This window comes from Streptomyces albospinus (assembly GCF_014648695.1).
GTDB lineage: Bacteria > Actinomycetota > Actinomycetes > Streptomycetales > Streptomycetaceae > Streptomyces > Streptomyces albospinus.
This window is the reverse complement of sequence record NZ_BMRP01000044.1, coordinates 1-17512: the sequence shown is the minus strand read 5'-3', so window position 1 is coordinate 17512 and position 17512 is coordinate 1. Positions and strand designations below refer to the sequence as shown.

Sequence of the window (17512 nt, the reverse complement as noted above, 5' to 3'; positions counted from 1 at the left end):
GATGTTCAACTTCACCCACAGCGAAAGGGCAGCCCCGAACGTGACTGACCACGCATGCGCAGGTGGCATGAAGGAAACCGCTTCCGCGAAGGACGGCGCCAGCCCGCTCGCCCGCAAGATCGTGCGGGAAACACCCACACCGCGAGAATTCGACCGCCGACCGGAGGAACTCGGACTCGTCAACCTCTCCTACGACGAAAACCCATTTGGCGGCCCCCACCGCCAATATCCACCGCACACCCCCCAACTCCCCGTGCACAGATACGTCCAGGCGCTCGCCGCCGTCGAACCGCCCGATCCCGACCGTCCGCAGATCACTTGGGGACCGCGCAACGTCTTGCTCACACGAGGCGCGGTCGACGCCCTGGACCTCGTCTTCAAGGCGTGCTTCGAACCCGGGCAGGACGCGGTTGCGGTGACACCACCGAACTTCTCCGTCTTCGACGGATGCGCCGCGCTCCACGGGATCGCATGCCACCAAGTGCCGCTGCACGGCGATCGCTACGACCGGCTCGACACGGAGAGACTGCTCGCCCTGCCCGTGAAGGGCATCATCCTGTGCGACCCCAACAACCCGACGGCTACCCGCGTGCATACCGGTGACATCGAGTACCTGCTGGCGCACTTCGACGGACTGGTCGTCATCGACGAGGCGTACGCAGAGTTCTCCGGCGGCCCATCGCATCGCCATCGCATCGGCGAGCATCCCAACCTCGTCATCCTCCGGACGTTCTCGAAGGCACTGGGGATAGCCGTCCTCCGCTTGGGCGCGGCCATGGCCGCCCCTGCGCTCATCACCGCTCTGCGCCGCGTGTGCCCTCCCTTCAACACCCCCGCCGGTGGCCCGGGCGGCAATGCATCAGCTGGCCGAACCGCAACAACTTCGCCGGCAGCGCGACGCTTTCGTGGCGGAACGCAATACCTTCGCCACGGCACTGAGCCGCTGCCCATCAGTCGTCCACGTGTTCAGCGATGCGGGCTTCCTCGGCGTCGAGGTTGAGGACGCCGACACCGCCAAGACAACGCTCCAACGGGTTGGAATCGCGGTGGCAGCCTGCCCGATGGGCTGGCACGGAGGCCTTCGGATCTCCGTCGGCTCACCGACCGACAATGCTCGCGTGATTGCGGCACTGGACGGTTCCCGGAATTGATCTGCATGTTTGTCCGCCGTATCGGCTGTCGAGACAGGTGTAGCCATGGAAGATGTTTCCACTCCCCATCAGGCCCGGCTCTCCGGCACCAGCTGGGATCCGCAACTCTATTTGAAATTCATGGAGTTCCGGGTGCGCCCGGCCATCGAACTGCTTGAGCGCGTCCCGACCGATCACCCCGCCCACGTCTACGACATCGGATGCGGTCCTGGGCATATCACCCGCCTGCTGTCGAACCGCTGGCCGGACGCAACCATCTGCGGAGTGGACAACTCTGATGAGATGCTCCGAGCTGCGACGGACTTGGCGCCGGAGATCGAATTCGTCCGGGCCGATCTGGACACATGGATGCCTGGTACTCCCGCCGACGTGATTTTCGCCAACAGCGTGTTCCATCTGATCGGTGACCACGACAAACTCCTGCCTCGGCTCCTGGGAGCCCTCGCCCCGCAGGGCGTGCTCGCTGCCCAGATGCCGGACTGCTACGACGCACCGTGGTACCAGCTCATGTGCGAGACCCTCATGACTGCCGGACATGGCGGATCGGCCCTCGGGACACAGCAACTGCGGGATGCGATGTCCGTCAACAGCGTGCACACGCCGGAGTTCTACCACCGGCTGCTCTCCGACCGGGTTGGCGAACTCGACATCTGGACCACCGAATACCTCCAGGTCCTGGACGGCGATGACCCGGTCTACGCGTGGATCAAGGCCGCAGGTCTGCGGCCGGTCCTGAACACTCTGCCCCCCGACGATCTTGGTGTTTTCCTCGGCGCTTACCTTCCGGAACTCCGAAAGGCGTATCCGAAGATGTCGAGCGGGCAGACGCTCTTCCCGTTCCGGCGCACGTTCATGGTGGCCAGGGCCACATGAAACCGCCTGCGCCATCGGCGCCGAATCCTTCGCGAGTACGCGGCTCAAAGCGGACTGTTCAAGAGGGCTCCTGGTGCCGGGTAGTCCGGCACCGGGAACCACAGGTCGTCAGCTCGGATTCCCTCCACCGGGAGACGGCGGCTGAGTGGTCGGCGACAGGGGCGGAGCGGCAGAGGAGGAAGCGGCTGCCGCAAGGTCCTCAACGGAACAGGAGTACGCATGGATACCTCCAGCGTTGGGAAATGCCCTCGCCTCGCCAGCGAAGACATCCACGAGTACAGCTCAACTGTTCGGAGACAACGAGGAGTTAGCCATCTCCCCCTTATCGCCCCATCGCCGACGCAGTACGCTGCTGTGCTCCGCCAGGTGAGGGGACGGCGCTTGTGGACGACCTGATCCGTCACCCCCTCGCCCACGCCCGAATCGCTCAAGGCTGGTCCCAAGAAGACCTCGCACGAAAGGTCCGGCAGTCAGCCCGACGCCGCGGCCTGCGCTCGGGCGTAAACAACAAGCGAATATCGCCATGGGAGACCAACTACGCCGCTCCCAACGAGAAAGCGCAGCTGCTGACCGACTTCTTCGGGGTCGACGGCAGATTCGCCTTGGCTCTTGGCTGGCTCTACTGGCTGCCTGGCAGCGACAGCCCGATACCCCTCGGATCAGACAGCTCTGTTCACGCACTTCGAGAGGCCCCGAGTACAGCCATGGATCGCCGCGCATTCCTGACCCATAGCGCCGCCGCACTAGCCACCTGATCTCAGAGAGCCGCATCCGTTGACTGGCCGCGCCGTTCTGCACAGCGATGACCGGACTCCCGGAGCAGTTCCGCGGCGGTGGGTCATGACCTCAACCGAGCTGCCGCGCGGACTGTGCGCCGAGACGGCCAACCGCCCTGCGTGGGACTTCACGGTGAGGGGCTCTACCGAGCGATATACGCCTACAACCACGCCGATCGGTACGTGAAATAGGTCCTGGCCCAGGCCCGTGCCTACGCCGCGGCACAGCCCGCTGGCGGGACCGAAGCGGGCGTGGATGGCACGTCGAACCAACTCGTTCAAGTGGCCCTCGGCCAACTCGGCATTCCCTACGTGTGGGGCGGCGGCAGCGGGCCAGAGGGCAGGTGGGCCCTGGTTCATTGAGCGGTTTTCATCCCGAAGTCGCTGGTCACGGGGCTGACGTGAGCCGGTAGTGGGGTATTGCTGACGGTCCGGCTGATCGCTTCGCGGTGATCGACTGTCGCTTTGTTCTGATCGTCTCGCATCAAGCGCCCCCTCGGCACTCGAGCGAGGAGCGCATGGGCATCGCTCATGGCCGCGTGCCGTCTGGCGTACCCTCTGGAGGCCCAGGGAATCAAGGAGGCACGGTGACTTCGCCCATGTCGCAGGGCGGCGAGAAGGCTTCAGCGGGCGCAGCTCGGCGTTTGCGTGCGGACGCTGAGCGTAACCGTGTCCAGGTGCTGGCCGCGGCGCGCCAGGCGTTCCTGGAGTCCGGTACGGCCGCTCCGCTGGATGAGATCGCCCGCCGTGCCGGGGTGAACATCGCCACCTTGTACCGGCGCTTCCCCGATCGGGTGGCACTGATCCGCCAGCTCGCCCTCGACGGTTTCCACCTCGTCCTGGAGACCGCGCGAGTGGCCTGCCACACGGCACGGACGGATCCGATGGGCGCGATCGAGGGCTTTCTGTCGGACCTCATCGCTCAGCGCGACATGCTCGTTTTGCCGCTGGTCGGTGGCCCGGTGGTCGATGATCCGGAGATCGCGTCGGTCCAGCGCGAGATCGATGCCGCCTTGGAGGATCTGCTCGCGGCCGGACGGGAGGCCGGCGTGGTCGGCTGCGACATCACGGTCATGGACTTGGTCATCGCCTCGACGCTGGTGTGCAGGCCGCTGCCCCACCTGCCGCGTGACGAGGCCACCGCCTTGGTCACGCGGCATGTGCGCATCTTCCTCGGCGGCCTCGGCGGTGCGGCGGAGCTGCCCGCGGCCCCGACCTATGCGGAGCTGACGGCCCGCTTGCGGGCGGCCGGGGAGGCCGCGAACTCCTCGACCTCGTGACCGGCGATGGGGCGCGTGCCCGTGATGTCGCGGGCCCCGGGTGTCGGTCAGGCAGACACCCAGTCGGTGAGCGCCGCCCTGGCCTGGTCGACGTCCGCCACGGTCCACGCGCGAGCGATGTATCCGTCGGGCCGTATCAGCGCGGCGGCCGGCCCGGACCAGGGCTCGGCCGACGCCACCTGGACCGCCGGCGAGCCCAGCGCGGCGAACTCCTCGGACGGGGTGAAGTCCAGCAGGAGGAAGCGGTCGATACGCAGCCGGCGCAGCAGGGTTTCCCCGTCCGACAGCCGGAGGTCCGGCGCACGGTGCCCGTCCAGGGGGTGTGCCGCATCGGGGTTGTCGTAGGACACGCTCAGACCCGACAGCAGATTGGCAAGGCGCTCGTTGGTCTCCGGCCGGCCGAGCAGCGTGCTCATCAGGTCGCGTAGGGCCGCACCCTCGGGGGTGAACGCGGTCATCAGCGCGGTCTGGGCCTGGGTATTGCACGACAGCAGCCTGGCGACCGGCCGACGTTCACGGTCGTAGGAGGCGGCGCCGTGGGTGATCAGTGGGGTGACTCGGCCCTTGGCCTCGGCCGCGAGCTTCCACGCGAGGTTGACGGCGTCCTGCATGCCGACGTTGACTCCCTGGCCGCCTGCCGGGACGTGCACGTGGGCGGCGTCACCGGCCACGAACACGCGGTTCACCCGGTACTGGGTGGCGTGCCGGGTGGTGTTGCCGGCCGTGAAGATCCACACCGCGTTCCGCAGTCCGTAGTCCGTGCCGGCGACCCGCTTCAGGGTGTCGCGCAGGTCGTCCAGGGTGAGCGGTTCGCTCCGCCCGCAGGATTTCCTTCACCTAGCTCTCCTGCGGCGCCACAGACGGCTCCCAGGGCCGTGGGAGGGAGGCCGCCCGCACCAGGCGAAGCCGGTAGCGTCTACGAGGTGAACGGTGACGCTCTCCCCCACGCCTTTCGCCTGATCGTCACGGGCGGAGGAACCGGCGGCCACACCTACCCCGCACTGACTGCCGTGCGCACGTTGCAGGCCAGGTTGGCGGCTGCCGGCGGCACGCTGGACGTTCTGTGGATCGGGACCCAGGACGGTCTGGAGGCCCGCGTTGCCCCGGCCGAAGGCATCGCGTTCACCACGGTCGCCACGGGGAAGATCCGCCGCTCCAGCAACCCGCTCAAGCTCGTATCGCCGGCGAACGTGCGCGATATGGCACGCGTGCCACTGGGTGTCGCCCAGGCCCGCAAAGTGGTCTCTGGCTTCCGGCCGGACGTTGTGCTCGCAACCGGCGGGTACGTTGCCGTCCCGGCCGGCCTGGCGGCCCGGATGTGCCGCCGGCCTCTCGTGCTGCACGAGCAGACGGTGCGCCTGGGCTTGGCGAACCGGAAGTTGGCGAGTTCGGCAACGCGTATCGCGGTGTCCTCGGAGTCGACGCTGCCGCTCCTGCCCGAGACGATGCGCGGCTCCGCGGTTGTCACCGGCAACCCCGTGCGGCCCGAGGTACTGACCGGGCACGCGGACAAAGCCGTCGCAGCGCTGGGATTGGACCGCTTCGACCGGCTCCTGCCGACCCTGTACATCACAGGCGGCGCGCAGGGCGCCCAGCAGATCAACGACGTGATCGGGGGCGCGCTGCCGTGGCTGCTGGAGCGCGCGAACGTGGTGCACCAGTGCGGGCCGGCCAATGTCGAGGCACTGCGGCAGCACGCCGCGGCCCTGCCCGCGCAACTCGCGGGCCGGTATTACGTGACCGGGTTCGTCGGCCCGGAGCTCCCCGACGTGCTGGCGCTCGCCGACGTCGTGGTCTGCCGCAGCGGCGCCGGCACGCTGGCGGAGCTCACCGCCCTCGGCAAACCGGCGGTGTTCATTCCGCTCGCCTCCTCGGCCGGTAACGAGCAGGCCCACAACGCCAGGCACCTTGCGGAGGCCGGTGCCGCCGTCGCCCTCCTCGGCGATGTCACCGCCGATGCTCTTCGGGATGCGGTCGGGCCGCTGCTGACGGACTCCGCCCGGCGGGGCGTCATGGCACAACGGGCTCGGAGTCCTTCCCCACAGGTCGGGGGCATCCAGGTCGCCGAGGTACAGGGCGAGTTTCAGGGCGGTGTACTCGTCGCCTTGTGACCGTACCGGACGCCGTCCTCAGGTTCGGTACGCCAACCGCTACTCACCGGGCATGTGCTCAGAGGTCGACGCTCGAACTCCTTCCGGGCTGACCCCAGAACAGGATTTGTGGCGAGACCGGTCCGGGTGTCTTGGTTGCCGAGCGAGGCTGCTGCCAGGGTAGGGCCGCCGTGTCAGCGCCGCCGCTACTGCTGCCGGGCCAGTCGCTGATCGCCCAGTACGGGGTGTCGTCGACGGTAACCAACAGTCCGTGGCGGGCCCCGGGTTCAACCTGGTACAACTCCTGCCGTCCACCTACCGGTTCCGGTGGGCGTGGATGCAGAACGGCCGTTCGCACCGTGGCTACTGCTGCTCCCACTGCTCCTTGGTGATCTCGTACCGTACGCCTCCATGCTCGGAGCCCTCGACCATCTCCATGTCGGAGGGAGTAGGGACGGTGTCCGCGAGCGTCATCTCGAGCTTCTCCATGATGTTGCGCGAACCGTGGTTCACGGACATCGTCGCGGCCCAGACCATGCGCACACCGAGCTCCGTGAACGCCTTGCCCAGCAAAGCCCGCGAGCCCTCGGTGGCATAACCCTTTCCCCAAGCCGCCTGCCGCAGCCGGTAGCCGAGTTCGACTTCGTCCAGCGGGCCCTCCGGCTCGGGACGCAGGATGAACCAGCCGATGAACGCGCCGCCGTCCTTCTCGTGTGCGGCGAACAGTCCGAGGTCGCCGCCCCACTTCTCGTAGCCGGCGAGGATGTTCGGCAGGTCGCGCTCGCGGACGAGGTCCGGCGCGGTCGGATTGCCGCCGGTCAGGTAGCGCATCACCGCCGGGTCGCTGTCCAGCTCGATCAGCAGGTCCGCGTCATCGGAAGTGAAGCGGCGCAGGGCCAGGCGCTCGGTCTCCAGGTAGGTGTCCACGAGTCGATCATGCCTGAAGCAAGTCGGGCAGCCCAACGGTTTTCCTCGGCAACTCGGGGGCGTCGCCATGACGTCGCAGGATGTTGCCACGACGTCGCAGGACAGAGAGACGAGTGCGGCCTGGTGCCGGCCCGTTCCCCGTTGCCGCCGAAGGATCGGTCGCTTCCCTCCCATGCCCTCGCCTGCGCCGTGCCCGTCGCGCTGACCGCCTCCGAGCGCCACCGGCTGAAGAGGATGGCTTACGGCCACAACCCAGTGGAGGTTTACCACCGCCGACCTGGACGATCTGCTGACCAGGCTCGACCGGCACACACTCGATCGGCAGGAAGAATCCTCCGCCCGTCTCACCGCATGATCAGCCCCCGAAGGACGTCGAGCGCCGGCCACCAAGCCTCGGTGGCCTCAGACCGCACGTCCGATCTCGTCGGCGAGCAGGATCGCGGCACCCGGGTCCACCGGTGAGGGCGGCACGTCGTCGTGGCCGTCGCCGCCGCCGACGCGTCGCAGGCTGCTGCCGCGGCGCCCGCACCGGTTCCGGGCAGAACGCGGATCAGGCGTTCTTGTACTGGATGTCGTCGGCCGTGTCGAAGTTGTTCGTGCCCACGTGTCGAAGTTGTTCGTGCCCAGCACACCTCGGCGACGGCCCCGGCGTCCAGGACGACCGGCGCGCTGTAGGCGGGCGTGGTGGTCTGGTCCATGATCGAAACCTCCGGGATTCTTCCGTCCCCCGCACCCTCCAGCGGGCACAAAGCAGACGGCCCTGGCACGCCCTGCCCGAACACCGGTCGGTGGGCAACCAGAACCGTGCCCGTCGCACGATCTGCCTGTAGCTCTCGCGGCTCAGACAGGACATGAACGGCACGCCGCACGAAGAGCCCGGAGAGGGGGTGCGACGCCCGGCGCGCGCATCGGGCGCACTTCCCATATCGTCGAAATCAAGGGCGCAACATCCTCAGGATGTCCGCCGGGAAGGGGAGCCGCGATGGACGCGCGGACAGCCGCGCGCTATTCCCTGGCCGGAATCCGACTGGTGAACGGCGCATCGGCACTGCTGACCCCGCGAGTGATGGCCCGCCGGCTCGGTGCGGACCCCGAACAGCCTGCACTGGTCTACGTGCTGCGCATGTTCGGCGTACGTACCGTGGTCATCGGCGCCCAACTGCTCTGTCCCACGGATGCGGACGAGCTCGACCGGATGCTGCGGACCGGCACTCTCCTTCACGCGAGCGACGCCCTGGCCGCCGCCTGCGCCGGCCGCAACGCCCTTCTCCCACGCCGCATGGCGACCGTAGCCACGGTGATCTCGACGGTCAACGTCGCACTGACGCTCGTGGCCCGGGGGTGGCCGTGCCGGCCGCCGGAAGGGACCCCCTCATGAGCACAGCACCACACGGCAGGGCCCCGTGGTTCGTGCAGCTGCACGACCGGCTGGCGGTCGCCGTCGACCAGAAGGTCGGCTGGCAGAACCTGCCCAAGCCCCTCGGCCTGCTGACCCTCGTCGGCCTGCGGGACAACCTGCGCCGCAAGAACCTCTTCGACACCGGCCCCTACCCCTCGTACAACCTGCCGGAGGTCGGCCCGCCGGACGCGCACGACGTCACCGGGCGCACGGCCGACGGGACGTACAACGACCTGGCGAACCCCCGTATGGGCATGGCCCGTTCGCGCTTCGGCCGCAACGTGCCGCCGGACCGGGCCTTCCCCGAACCCGAGCCGGACCTCCTCTCCCCGAGCCCCCGCGAGGTGAGCCGCGCCCTGCTGATCCGGCACGCGTTCGTCCCCGCGGACTCCGTCAACGCCCTGGTCGCCGCCTGGCTGCAGTTCATGATCAAGGACTGGGTCAGCCACGGTCAGGGCACCATGGACCGCCCCTGGAACATCGAGTTGGCCGACGGCGACCCGTGGCCCACACCGCCGATGCTCGTGCCGCGCACCGTCCCGGACCCCACCCGCCCGGACGGGCACGACGGCCTGCCGCCAACCTTCCTCAACAACAACTCACCCTGGTGGGACGCATCCCAGCTGTACGGAAACAACCTCGACGAGCAGCGGTTGCTGCGCACCCGCCACGGCGGCAGGCTCCGGGTCCCCAACGGCCCGCTGTTCCCGGACGACCCGGACAAGGACCCGGCGGGCGTTCCCGGCTTCTGGGTGGGCCTCGCCATGATGCACATGGTCTTCCTGCTCGAACACAACGCCATCTGCGACGCGTTGCACGACGCCTACCCGGTGTGGTCCGACGAGGAGCTGTTCCAGCGAGCACGGCTGATCACTGCGGCCCTCATCGTCAAGATCCACACCGTGGAGTGGACCCCCGCCGTCATCAGCCATCCGACAACCGTCACCGCCATGCACGCCAACTGGTACGGCCTGCTGGGCGAGCGCCTGCACAAGCTGCTCGGCCGCCTCAGCCGGAGCGAGGTGCTCAGCGGCATCGTGGGCGGTCGCACCGACCACTTCGGCGTCCCGTACTCGCTCACCGAGGAGTTCGTCGCCGTCTACCGCATGCATCCCCTCATCCCCGACGACTGGAGCTTCCGTTCGGCCGCGGACAACTCGCTGCTGCAGGAGGCCACCTTCCGGGAACTGACGGGGCGGAACGCGTACGACATCCTCGGCAAGCACACCCTGACCGACCTGCTCTACTCCTTCGGCACCTCGCACCCGGGACTGGTCACCCTGCACAACTACCCGCGCTTCCTACAGGAGTTCCAGCGTCCGGACGGCAGGCTCATGGACCTCGGCGCCGTCGACATCCTGCGCTCCCGGGAAGTCGGCGTGCCCCGCTACAACGAGTTCCGGCGCCAACTCCACCTCCTGCCGGCCGAGGACTTCGACGCCCTCACGGACAACCCCGTCTGGGCCGAGGAGCTGCGCCGGGTCTACGGCGGGGACATCGAGCGCGTCGACCTCTCGGTGGGCATGTTCGCCGAACCCCGCCCACAGGGCTTCGCCTTCAGCGACACCGCCTTCCGCATCTTCGTCCTGATGGCGTCCCGCCGCCTCAACAGCGACCGGTTCCTCACCGATGACTACACGCCGCAGGTGTACACACAGACCGGTCTGGACTGGATCGAGAACAACACCATGACCAGCGTGCTGCTGCGGCACTTCCCGGAGCTGCGCGCGTCCCTGCGGTCGGTGGACAACGCGTTCGCGCCGTGGACCGCGGCAGGGGCTCGCGGTGAGAGCGGACGTGGGTGATGGGACGCGCAACGTGCCACCCGCGCCGGGAGATGCACGATCCCCCGCGCCTGTCGCGCGCGTGCAGCTGCATGCTGGCAGTCGCGGCCCTCGCCGTCTTCGCGGCAGGACTCTGGTTACGCCTCGACGCCTCCGGCGTCAACGACGTGGGGCTGCAACTGGCGGGCAGCGCAGGTAAAGCACACAGCATTGTCAATGGCCGGGCCGCCGACTTCCGCACGGCACTGACGGCCGACTTCTTCCTCGTCGGGGCCTACACCATCGGCACGGTGCTCGTGTTCTGGCTGGGCAGCCGCACCATCGCGGTGCGCATGAGACATCGCTGCCTCGTCGGGTACGGGATCGTCGGCGTCCTCGCCGCATGCGTGTCTGCCGTGACGGAGAAACTGCTGCTCCTCCACGGACTGGGCGGCGCGGATTGGCCGTTCGCGTGGGCAGCCGGCTTCGCGACCGTCAAGTGGCTGCTGCTCGTCCTCACCATGCCCGTCGCGGCGGTCGTCGTCACGATCGTCCTCAAACGAGCCGTGTTCTACGGGTGCGCCCAGCACAGGTACGACAAGGAAGGCAGGGACGACAGGGAATGCGCAAGCCACAAGACGTGCCGATGCGAAAGCAAGCGCAGAGGTGGCAGGACCGGCTCCGGTCCCCATAGGCCCGACGTCGTGCCGCCCTGGCCCGTGATGGAGTGGGGCCGGAGCCGCTGGCCGCGGACCGCGCGCAGTGACCCTCCCCGCTCCAGGGAGACGCGATGGGAGAACGGCAGCCGGGTGCCGCCCGGACGGGAACAGGGCGAGACCGGATTCTGCGTCTCGGGCGGCGGCATCCGCTCGGCCTGCGTCACCCTGGGCGCGTTGCAGGCCCTCCGCGCCCAGTTGTGCGGGGCGCGCTACCTGGTGTCGGTCTCCGGAGGCGGCTACACGACGGGGGCCCTGCAACTGGCGCTGGCCGGGAAGGACCGGTGCGGCGGGAAGGACCGGTACAGGGCCGGTCCCGGCAACGTCTTCATGCGCGGCACGCCGGAGGAGGACCACACCCGCCGGCACTCGAAGTACGTCGCGGAAGGCACCGGCCAGTGGCTGGTCGCCATCGGCGCGGTTCTGCGGGGCCTGCTGGCTTCCCTGGGGCTGCTCACCGCCGCTCTGCTGGTCCTGGGGCTCGCGCTGAGCTGGGGCTACCGTCTCGTTCCGTTGGCGGACCCGACCCGACCCCCGGTCTTTTGGGGGCCCGCGCCGTGGGCCGTCCTGGTCCTGCTCTGCTGCGCCGCCGCGTTCTGGTTCCTCTGGCTGGTGTCCCTGTTCCTCGCCAGGCAGCGCCTGTCGGGCGCTCTGGAGACGGTCTACCGCACGTTCGTGGTGGCGGGCCTGCTGCTGGCCGTCGTGGTGGTCGTCATCCCCGCCCTGGCGTGGGGGACGAAGAACATATGGAAGCTTCCGGCCCCGGATACCGGGGCGAGCGCCGGAGGTGCCGCGCTGCTCACCTATGTGACCGTGCTGCTCAGCACCACATGGCGGCGCATCGAGTCCGCCGAGCAAGCGGTCGAGTCCGCCGAGCGTTCGCGACTGGTGCGCGCTGTGCCCAACCTCACCAAGTACCTGCTGGTGTGGGCGGTTCTCGCACTGGTGGCAATGGCTTCCCTGCTCGTCCTGGGCGGGACGATCGCCGACGGGCGCAGATGGCCTGCGGCCGTTCAGATCGGCCTTCCCGTCGTCCTCGGGCTGGTCGTACTGAGCCTCGACCAGACGTGGATGAGCCTTCACCCCTTCTACCGCGCCCGGCTGGCCACCGCGTTCGCCGTCCGCCGCAGGACCGACACCGACGGTGAACAGATCGCGGTCCCCTACGAGTTCGACGAGTCGACGCCGCTTCCCTGGTACGACAGGCGGCACCCCGACTTCCCCCAGGTCATCTTCGCCGCGGCGGCGAACCTGTCCGGCGACGCCCGGACACCGCCGGGGCGGCACGCGGTGTCGTTCACGCTGTCGCACGACTACGTCGGCGGCCCGGATGTCGGGTACGCCCGGACGGACGTCCTGTGGAACCGCACCCGGAAGGTCATCCGCAAGGACCTCACCGTCGAGTCCGCCGTCGCCGTCTCCGGCGCGGCCTTCGCCTCGGCCATGGGACGCCAGGCCCGCGCGTTCCAGACGTTGTTCGCGCTCTCCAACGCCCGGCTCGGAACCTGGCTCCCCAACCCTGGTGTGCTGGGCGTCCTCTGGGGCAACGATGCCGACTGGGGACTGCCCCCGATGCCGGGCATCCGCCGCCTGCCGTACCTGCTCCGGGAGGTGTCCGGCCGCTATCCGATGGACGACCGGATGCTGCTGGTCACCGACGGCGGCCACTACGAGAACCTCGGCCTGGTCGAACTGCTCCGGCACGGTGTCACCACCGCCGTGTGCGTGGACGCCAGCGGAGGTTCCGGGGCCTTCGCCACCGCTCTGGGCGAGGCCATCGCCCTGGCCCAGGAGGAGCTCGGCGTCGAGATCAGGATTGAGCGCAAGGACTGGGAGAAGCTCGTCCCCGGCAGCGCGCCTCCCCTCACACCGCAGCAGAACCCGTCGACCCCGAGCCCGCCGACCCCGCCGCGCCCGGCACCGCCGAACCCGCTGGCCGCGCTCAACCTCCGGCTCTCGGCCGAGGCCGTGGTCGAGGGGGAGATCGTCTACCCGCGAGCGCTGGTGGACGAGCGCGGCCGAACGCTCGGGACGCGGGGACGGCTGATCGTCGCCCGGGCCGCGCTGACTGCCGACATGCCCTACGAACTCCTCGCATACGCCCAAACCGACCAGGAATTCCCCCACGACGGCACCAGCGACCAATGGTTCGACAGCCGGCGCTTCGACGCCTACCAGGCAGTCGGCCGCTGGATCGGACAGCGGGTCGCGGCACGGCTCCCGGTGGAGAGCGCCACGCCCCGAAGCCGGATGCAGTGGTGCCGGAAGTCCGGGCGCTGAGCAGCGGGACCCGGTGCATGACGGAAGGACGGGCGGAACAGCGTCCGTGCGAGAAGAGCGCTCCCGGGATCACACGATCTCGTTTGCGCGGCGACACCAAGTGCGAGCCAGGCCATCGGCATGACGGCCGCGAGCAAGAGGCGTGCTTCCGCGGGGCCCTTCCCCTGTGCGCTTCCGGGCGCGTCGGAGGTTACGGGGGTTGACGCCTACCAGCCGCTGTCGACGGAGCAGTCAGCCGACAACAACGTACCGCTGAGAGCGTGGTGGAGGAGGCCCAGGGTCATACGTGCGCAGTCGCAGACGGCGCCTTGGTCGGTCACTGCCGGAACCCGGAACCCGGCGTCCAGGTAGGCGGGTTGGATTCGCTCGGCTGTCGGAGCAGTTGCCGGCGGGCGCGCTGCATCCGCTGCGCGGTGCGGTGCACAGAGCGGCCATCGTGAGCAGGCGCATCAGCCGCAACCGGGCGCGGAAGTACTCGGCGTATGAGGCGCTGTACTGGTCCCTGGCGCGCTGGCCCGTGCCCCGGAGCACACCGTTGAGTCCGCCGCCGGGCGCAATGGCCCCACCGCGGCCCGCACGACGAGGCACCACCACAACAGGGTGTCCGCCACAGCGCGGACTCGTCCCGGTCGGCCGACTGCCTGCTGAGCCCGCTCCACGGAGGCGCGGCAGGTCAGCCGATGTGGGCTCTCATGAACACGACCGTATCGACCATCACCGACAACGCCCCTGGCCAGGTAGGTGCTACCGACGACATGCAGCTCCCGAGGTGACGGAGAGCGCCGAGCGGGTCAGCGGTCCTGGCGGCCCGCCGCGCGTTCGTCGGCACTCGCGCCATGAACCCGGATACCGGCGGCACATCCTCGAACCGGACGCTCCAGCCAGCGCCGACTGAGGTTCTCGGCGCGGAGTCGTGGGCAATGATCGACCGCGCACGCAACCAACTATCGCGATCGAACGCCTTTCGATCATGCGTCTACTCCACCGAGCCTTCGCCCCCGCGGTTGCCGCGCCGGCCGCGCTGCTGATGTTCACCGCCTGCAGCGTCGGACCCGAACGAGCCCACGGCGGGGACGCCACCGCCCCGAAGAAGCGCCTGGGCGGGGTCGGAGACCTGTTGGTGGGCGCGGTTCTGACGTTCAGTGGCGGTGAAGTCGACAACCAGAAGTTCGAGCCGCCGCCTTCTACCGACGAGACCTGGCCCTCAAGGCACCGGGTCGAATTCCACGACGACGGCAGGGTGTCGGGGACGTATGGCTACAGTCCCTTCGAACTGGAGGCAAACGTACGAGCCAGTGATCTCACGCTCAGAGAGCAAGGGCCGGCGGCCACGACCGAGGGCTGCCCGCGGAGCGTCGCGGCCTTTGAGCGGCAGTCACCATCTCTGCCCCGATCCTGACGACGCACCGAAAGTGCAGCGAGGATCGCCACAGACATCTGACACAACGAGAACACCCCTACGGACCTCGCCGCCACCTCCGATCCCATGGGCCAGCTGGTCAGCGAGATGATCACCCTGCACACCCACGCCCGACACCTGGAGTGGCCCTCAGAGCATGAGAACTGCCCGGACGCATCACGCCTGTTGACCCTCTCGATCGTCTGGCAGGTCATGGCTGGCTGGCATCGCCGGACCGACGGCGGCGGAACCATCGACGACCTCCTGTCCGACGACACCCGCACGAGCCGCGTGCCGGCCCAGCACGACCGCCCGTCGGATTCCGAGCCCCTCTCCAGTAAGCCGCACCCCTTGACACAGCTCGGGCATGGCTGAGGCGAAGTGGCAGGGGTGCGGCGGCCGTTGCCGATGCCGGCGCGACTGAAGAGCAGGGGCGACTGGCCGCAGGGCTCCTACCGTCAGCAGACGATCGACGCCGGGACAGACCTGAAGCCCGACGAAGCTCTCACGACTGTGGAAGCACTGCGTCCCGTTACCTGATGCCGTGGATGACTTGGGGGTCGGTGGCCGGGAGGCCGGGCTCGGCCTTCATGGCGGTGGGCGACGGGGTCACATAGACCGGGGCGGGGTCGGGTTCGGGGGCGCAGGTCTTGGCGACAAAGCCCTTGCCGGTTGGGAGCCGGCCGTCTCGCAGGTAGGCGGTGAAGGTGTCGTCCAGGCAGGAGTTGCCATGGAAGAGGATCTCGTGGAAGCTGCCGCCCTTCTGGACGACCAGCTTGGATCCGGGTAGCGCTTTGTGCATGGCGATCGCGCCCGGGTAGGGGGTGGCGGCGTCCTCGGTGGCCTGGAAGAGCAGGACGGGCGGCAGGCCCTTGCCGGTGATCTTCAGTCGGCCGTCCTGGTTGCCCTGGTAGGGCCAGAACATGCAAGCGGCGTTGTACCACATGTTGTTGTAGGTGTAGAAGGGAGCGATGGCGTTGACCTTGGCCTGGTCCTTCTTCCAGAACTGCCAGTCGCGCGGCCAGTTGTTCTCGGTGCACTGGACCGCGTTGTACGCCGGGAAGGTGCCGTCGTCGGCGCCCGGGGCCGCGTAGCGGTTGTAGGCGATCCGCAGCGGGCGGGTGTCGTTCTTGGTGAGGTAGGCCGACAGTGCTGTCGCCATCTGCGGCCAGCGCAGGAAGTTATAGCCGCCGCCGTAGAAGGTGTCCTCGAACTCGGCGGGGCCGATCTTGCCGTGAGCCGGGGTGGCATCCACCGGGTTGGTCCGCAGTGCGGCCTCGACCTGGTAGTACTTCCGCTCCACGGTGGAAGCGTCGGTGCCCAGGTGGTAGATCGAGTCGGCCTTGGCGGTCCACGCCGCGAAGGCGTCGAATCGGCGCTGGTGCTCCTTGTCCTGCAGGATGTTGTGGTCGTACCAGGTGATGGTGGGGCCGACGATGCTGTCCAGCACCATCCTGCGCACGTGTGAGGGGAAGAGCCGGCCGTATGTCGATCCCAGCGAGGTGCCCCACGAGCCACCATAGAAGTTGATCTTCTGGGCGCCGAGCGCCCGCCGGATGCCGTCCATGTCGCGAGCGTTGTCGACGGTGGTCATGTGCGGCAGGAACCAGCTCCAGTTCGCGGCACAGTCGGCGGCGTACTTGGCCGACTTCTCAAGCCACGCCTGCGAAGTGCCCTTGCTGACTTGATAGTCCGGCCGCTCGGCGTCGAAGTAGTGCGCGTCGCAGGTGACGTGGGGGTCACTGGCGTTGGTGCCGCGCGGGTCGAAGCCGATCCAGTCGTAGGTCGAGGCGACGTCCTGGGGGATCTTTCCGGAGATGTAGGCGGGCATCCACAGGCCGGAGTCGCCGGGGCCGCCGGGGTTCAACAGGATCGGCCCCTGCCGCTGGTTCTTGGGTGCGGTGGCCGGGAGCCGGTTCACCTTGATCTTGATCTTGGTGCCGTTGGGATGCGCGTAGTCCAACGGCACATCGAGCATGGCGCACTGGAGCGCGGGAGTGGTCGCGTCGTGGCAGGAGTTCCAGGTGAGCGCCCCCTGACGGGCGCCCTCCGATGGGGGCACGGAGGCGGAGGCAGGCGTGATACCCGCTAAGACTCCACCGATGGCGACGACGGCCGATATCAGGCCTCTGGCTCTTCTCATGGGCGCATCATGTGACATGTGCAATATCACATGATGCTTTACGGAGTGCATGTTACCCAACTGTGACCGTGATGCAGGATCCGCTGAGAAGGCGGGCTTGATTCGGCGTGCCGGACACCGCAGATCAGGGGATCTGCCCCCCGGAAGGATGTCCGTCACACCGAATCAAGCCCAAACCCGCCGACAGCAGCAAGCCGCAAGCCACACACGTGGCGAAGCAGGAACTGCCGGAAGGCATGCACAAGTTCGGCGGAAGCGTGAGCGGCGGAGAGCACCTGGGTACTGGCGGGTCGGCCAGCGGTCAAAATCACCGATGCCGGTGTCGAGGGGTTACCGACTCCATCCGTTCGATCCCCCGGGGTCAAGCCCGGAGGCGCGTACACCGTGACGACGGTTATCACGGTGCTGGCCGACGCGACCGGAAACCACGTCACCATCACCACGCGCCACAAGACGATGTTCGGAGTGGGCGGCGACGTCGCCTTCTTGGGGTCCCGGTAGAACTCGCTGAAGAACAACGGAGTAGCCCTTGAAGTGTGGTTTTCGAGGCTTGGAGTCACTCCGCGGGCGAGGTTGGCCGGGGCAGTTCGACTCGACTGCAACCATCGCCTCGGCAAACGCGACCCGACCGCACTTCAGCTCGGGCACGTACTTACGGGTCTGCTGCACGATCGGGTGACATCTGAACTGGCTTGCCCTGTGGGGCGGGTGGGAA

13 protein-coding genes and 1 pseudogene are annotated in these 17512 nt (G+C 68.3%); 10 read left to right on the top strand and 4 right to left on the bottom strand.

The features are described from left to right. Nucleotide 1: 1 nt before the first annotated feature. The 4 genes from IEZ17_RS34370 (at nt 2) to IEZ17_RS34355 (ending at nt 4080) form a co-directional block, all read left to right on the top strand. Nucleotides 2–1000 (top strand): aminotransferase class I/II-fold pyridoxal phosphate-dependent enzyme, encoded by a 999-nt coding sequence (locus IEZ17_RS34370; protein ID WP_189307143.1) that lies wholly within the window; start codon nt 2–4, stop codon nt 998–1000. Between the two features lie 196 nt (nt 1001–1196). Then, nucleotides 1197–2024, top strand: a complete 828-nt coding sequence (locus tag IEZ17_RS34365) for a methyltransferase domain-containing protein (RefSeq protein WP_189307141.1) — start codon at nt 1197–1199, stop codon at nt 2022–2024. A 383-nt stretch (nt 2025–2407) separates the two neighbouring features. Then, entirely contained in the window at nt 2408–2779 is a 372-nt protein-coding gene (locus IEZ17_RS34360) for a helix-turn-helix transcriptional regulator (protein WP_189307139.1), read from the top strand. Nucleotides 2780–3387: 608 nt separating this feature from the next. Next, nucleotides 3388–4080: a TetR/AcrR family transcriptional regulator gene (locus IEZ17_RS34355; RefSeq protein ID WP_229852915.1), complete on the top strand. Its 693-nt coding sequence runs from the start codon at nt 3388–3390 to the stop codon at nt 4078–4080. Between the two features lie 47 nt (nt 4081–4127). Here the strand turns inward: IEZ17_RS34355 and IEZ17_RS45040 are convergent, their stop codons facing one another. Both IEZ17_RS45040 and IEZ17_RS45035 read right to left on the bottom strand, forming a co-directional pair. Next, nucleotides 4128–4496: an aromatic-ring hydroxylase C-terminal domain-containing protein gene (locus IEZ17_RS45040; RefSeq protein WP_373300038.1), complete on the bottom strand. Its 369-nt coding sequence runs from the start codon at nt 4494–4496 to the stop codon at nt 4128–4130. Nucleotides 4497–4574: 78 nt separating this feature from the next. Continuing rightward, nucleotides 4575–4889, bottom strand: a pseudogene (locus IEZ17_RS45035) (FAD-dependent monooxygenase); the annotation flags it as partial. A gap of 114 nt (nt 4890–5003) precedes the next feature. Here IEZ17_RS45035 and IEZ17_RS34345 point away from each other — a divergent pair. Beyond that, nucleotides 5004–6191, top strand: coding sequence for a UDP-N-acetylglucosamine--N-acetylmuramyl-(pentapeptide) pyrophosphoryl-undecaprenol N-acetylglucosamine transferase (locus IEZ17_RS34345; RefSeq protein ID WP_189307137.1), 1188 nt, complete (start codon nt 5004–5006; stop codon nt 6189–6191). Between the two features lie 342 nt (nt 6192–6533). Here IEZ17_RS34345 and IEZ17_RS34340 read toward each other — a convergent pair whose 3' ends face one another. After that, nucleotides 6534–7097 carry a GNAT family N-acetyltransferase gene (locus IEZ17_RS34340; RefSeq protein ID WP_189307136.1) on the bottom strand — a complete coding sequence of 188 codons (564 nt, stop codon included), beginning with the start codon at nt 7095–7097 and terminating at the stop codon, nt 6534–6536. A gap of 982 nt (nt 7098–8079) precedes the next feature. Here IEZ17_RS34340 and IEZ17_RS34335 point away from each other — a divergent pair. From IEZ17_RS34335 to IEZ17_RS34315, 5 genes are all read left to right on the top strand, one after another. Further along, nucleotides 8080–8475: a hypothetical protein gene (locus IEZ17_RS34335; protein ID WP_189307134.1), complete on the top strand. Its 396-nt coding sequence runs from the start codon at nt 8080–8082 to the stop codon at nt 8473–8475. After that, nucleotides 8472–10301, top strand: a complete 1830-nt coding sequence (locus tag IEZ17_RS34330; protein ID WP_189307132.1) for a peroxidase family protein — start codon at nt 8472–8474, stop codon at nt 10299–10301. The genes IEZ17_RS34335 and IEZ17_RS34330 overlap by 4 nt, the downstream gene beginning before the upstream one ends. 71 nt (nt 10302–10372) lie before the next feature. Then, nucleotides 10373–13255: a hypothetical protein gene (locus tag IEZ17_RS34325; RefSeq protein ID WP_229852914.1), complete on the top strand. Its 2883-nt coding sequence runs from the start codon at nt 10373–10375 to the stop codon at nt 13253–13255. 913 nt (nt 13256–14168) lie between these two features. Then, nucleotides 14169–14654, top strand: coding sequence for a hypothetical protein (locus tag IEZ17_RS34320; RefSeq protein ID WP_189307128.1), 486 nt, complete (start codon nt 14169–14171; stop codon nt 14652–14654). A gap of 87 nt (nt 14655–14741) precedes the next feature. Continuing rightward, complete coding sequence (locus IEZ17_RS34315; protein ID WP_189307126.1) at nt 14742–15029, top strand: hypothetical protein; 288 nt, start codon at nt 14742–14744, stop codon at nt 15027–15029. A 157-nt stretch (nt 15030–15186) separates the two neighbouring features. On the opposite strand, the gene IEZ17_RS34310 is transcribed toward IEZ17_RS34315, so the two are convergent. Beyond that, a complete protein-coding gene (locus tag IEZ17_RS34310; protein ID WP_229852913.1) occupies nt 15187–16797 on the bottom strand; it encodes an alpha/beta hydrolase in 1611 nt (536 codons plus the stop codon). Nucleotides 16798–17512 lie beyond the last annotated feature (715 nt).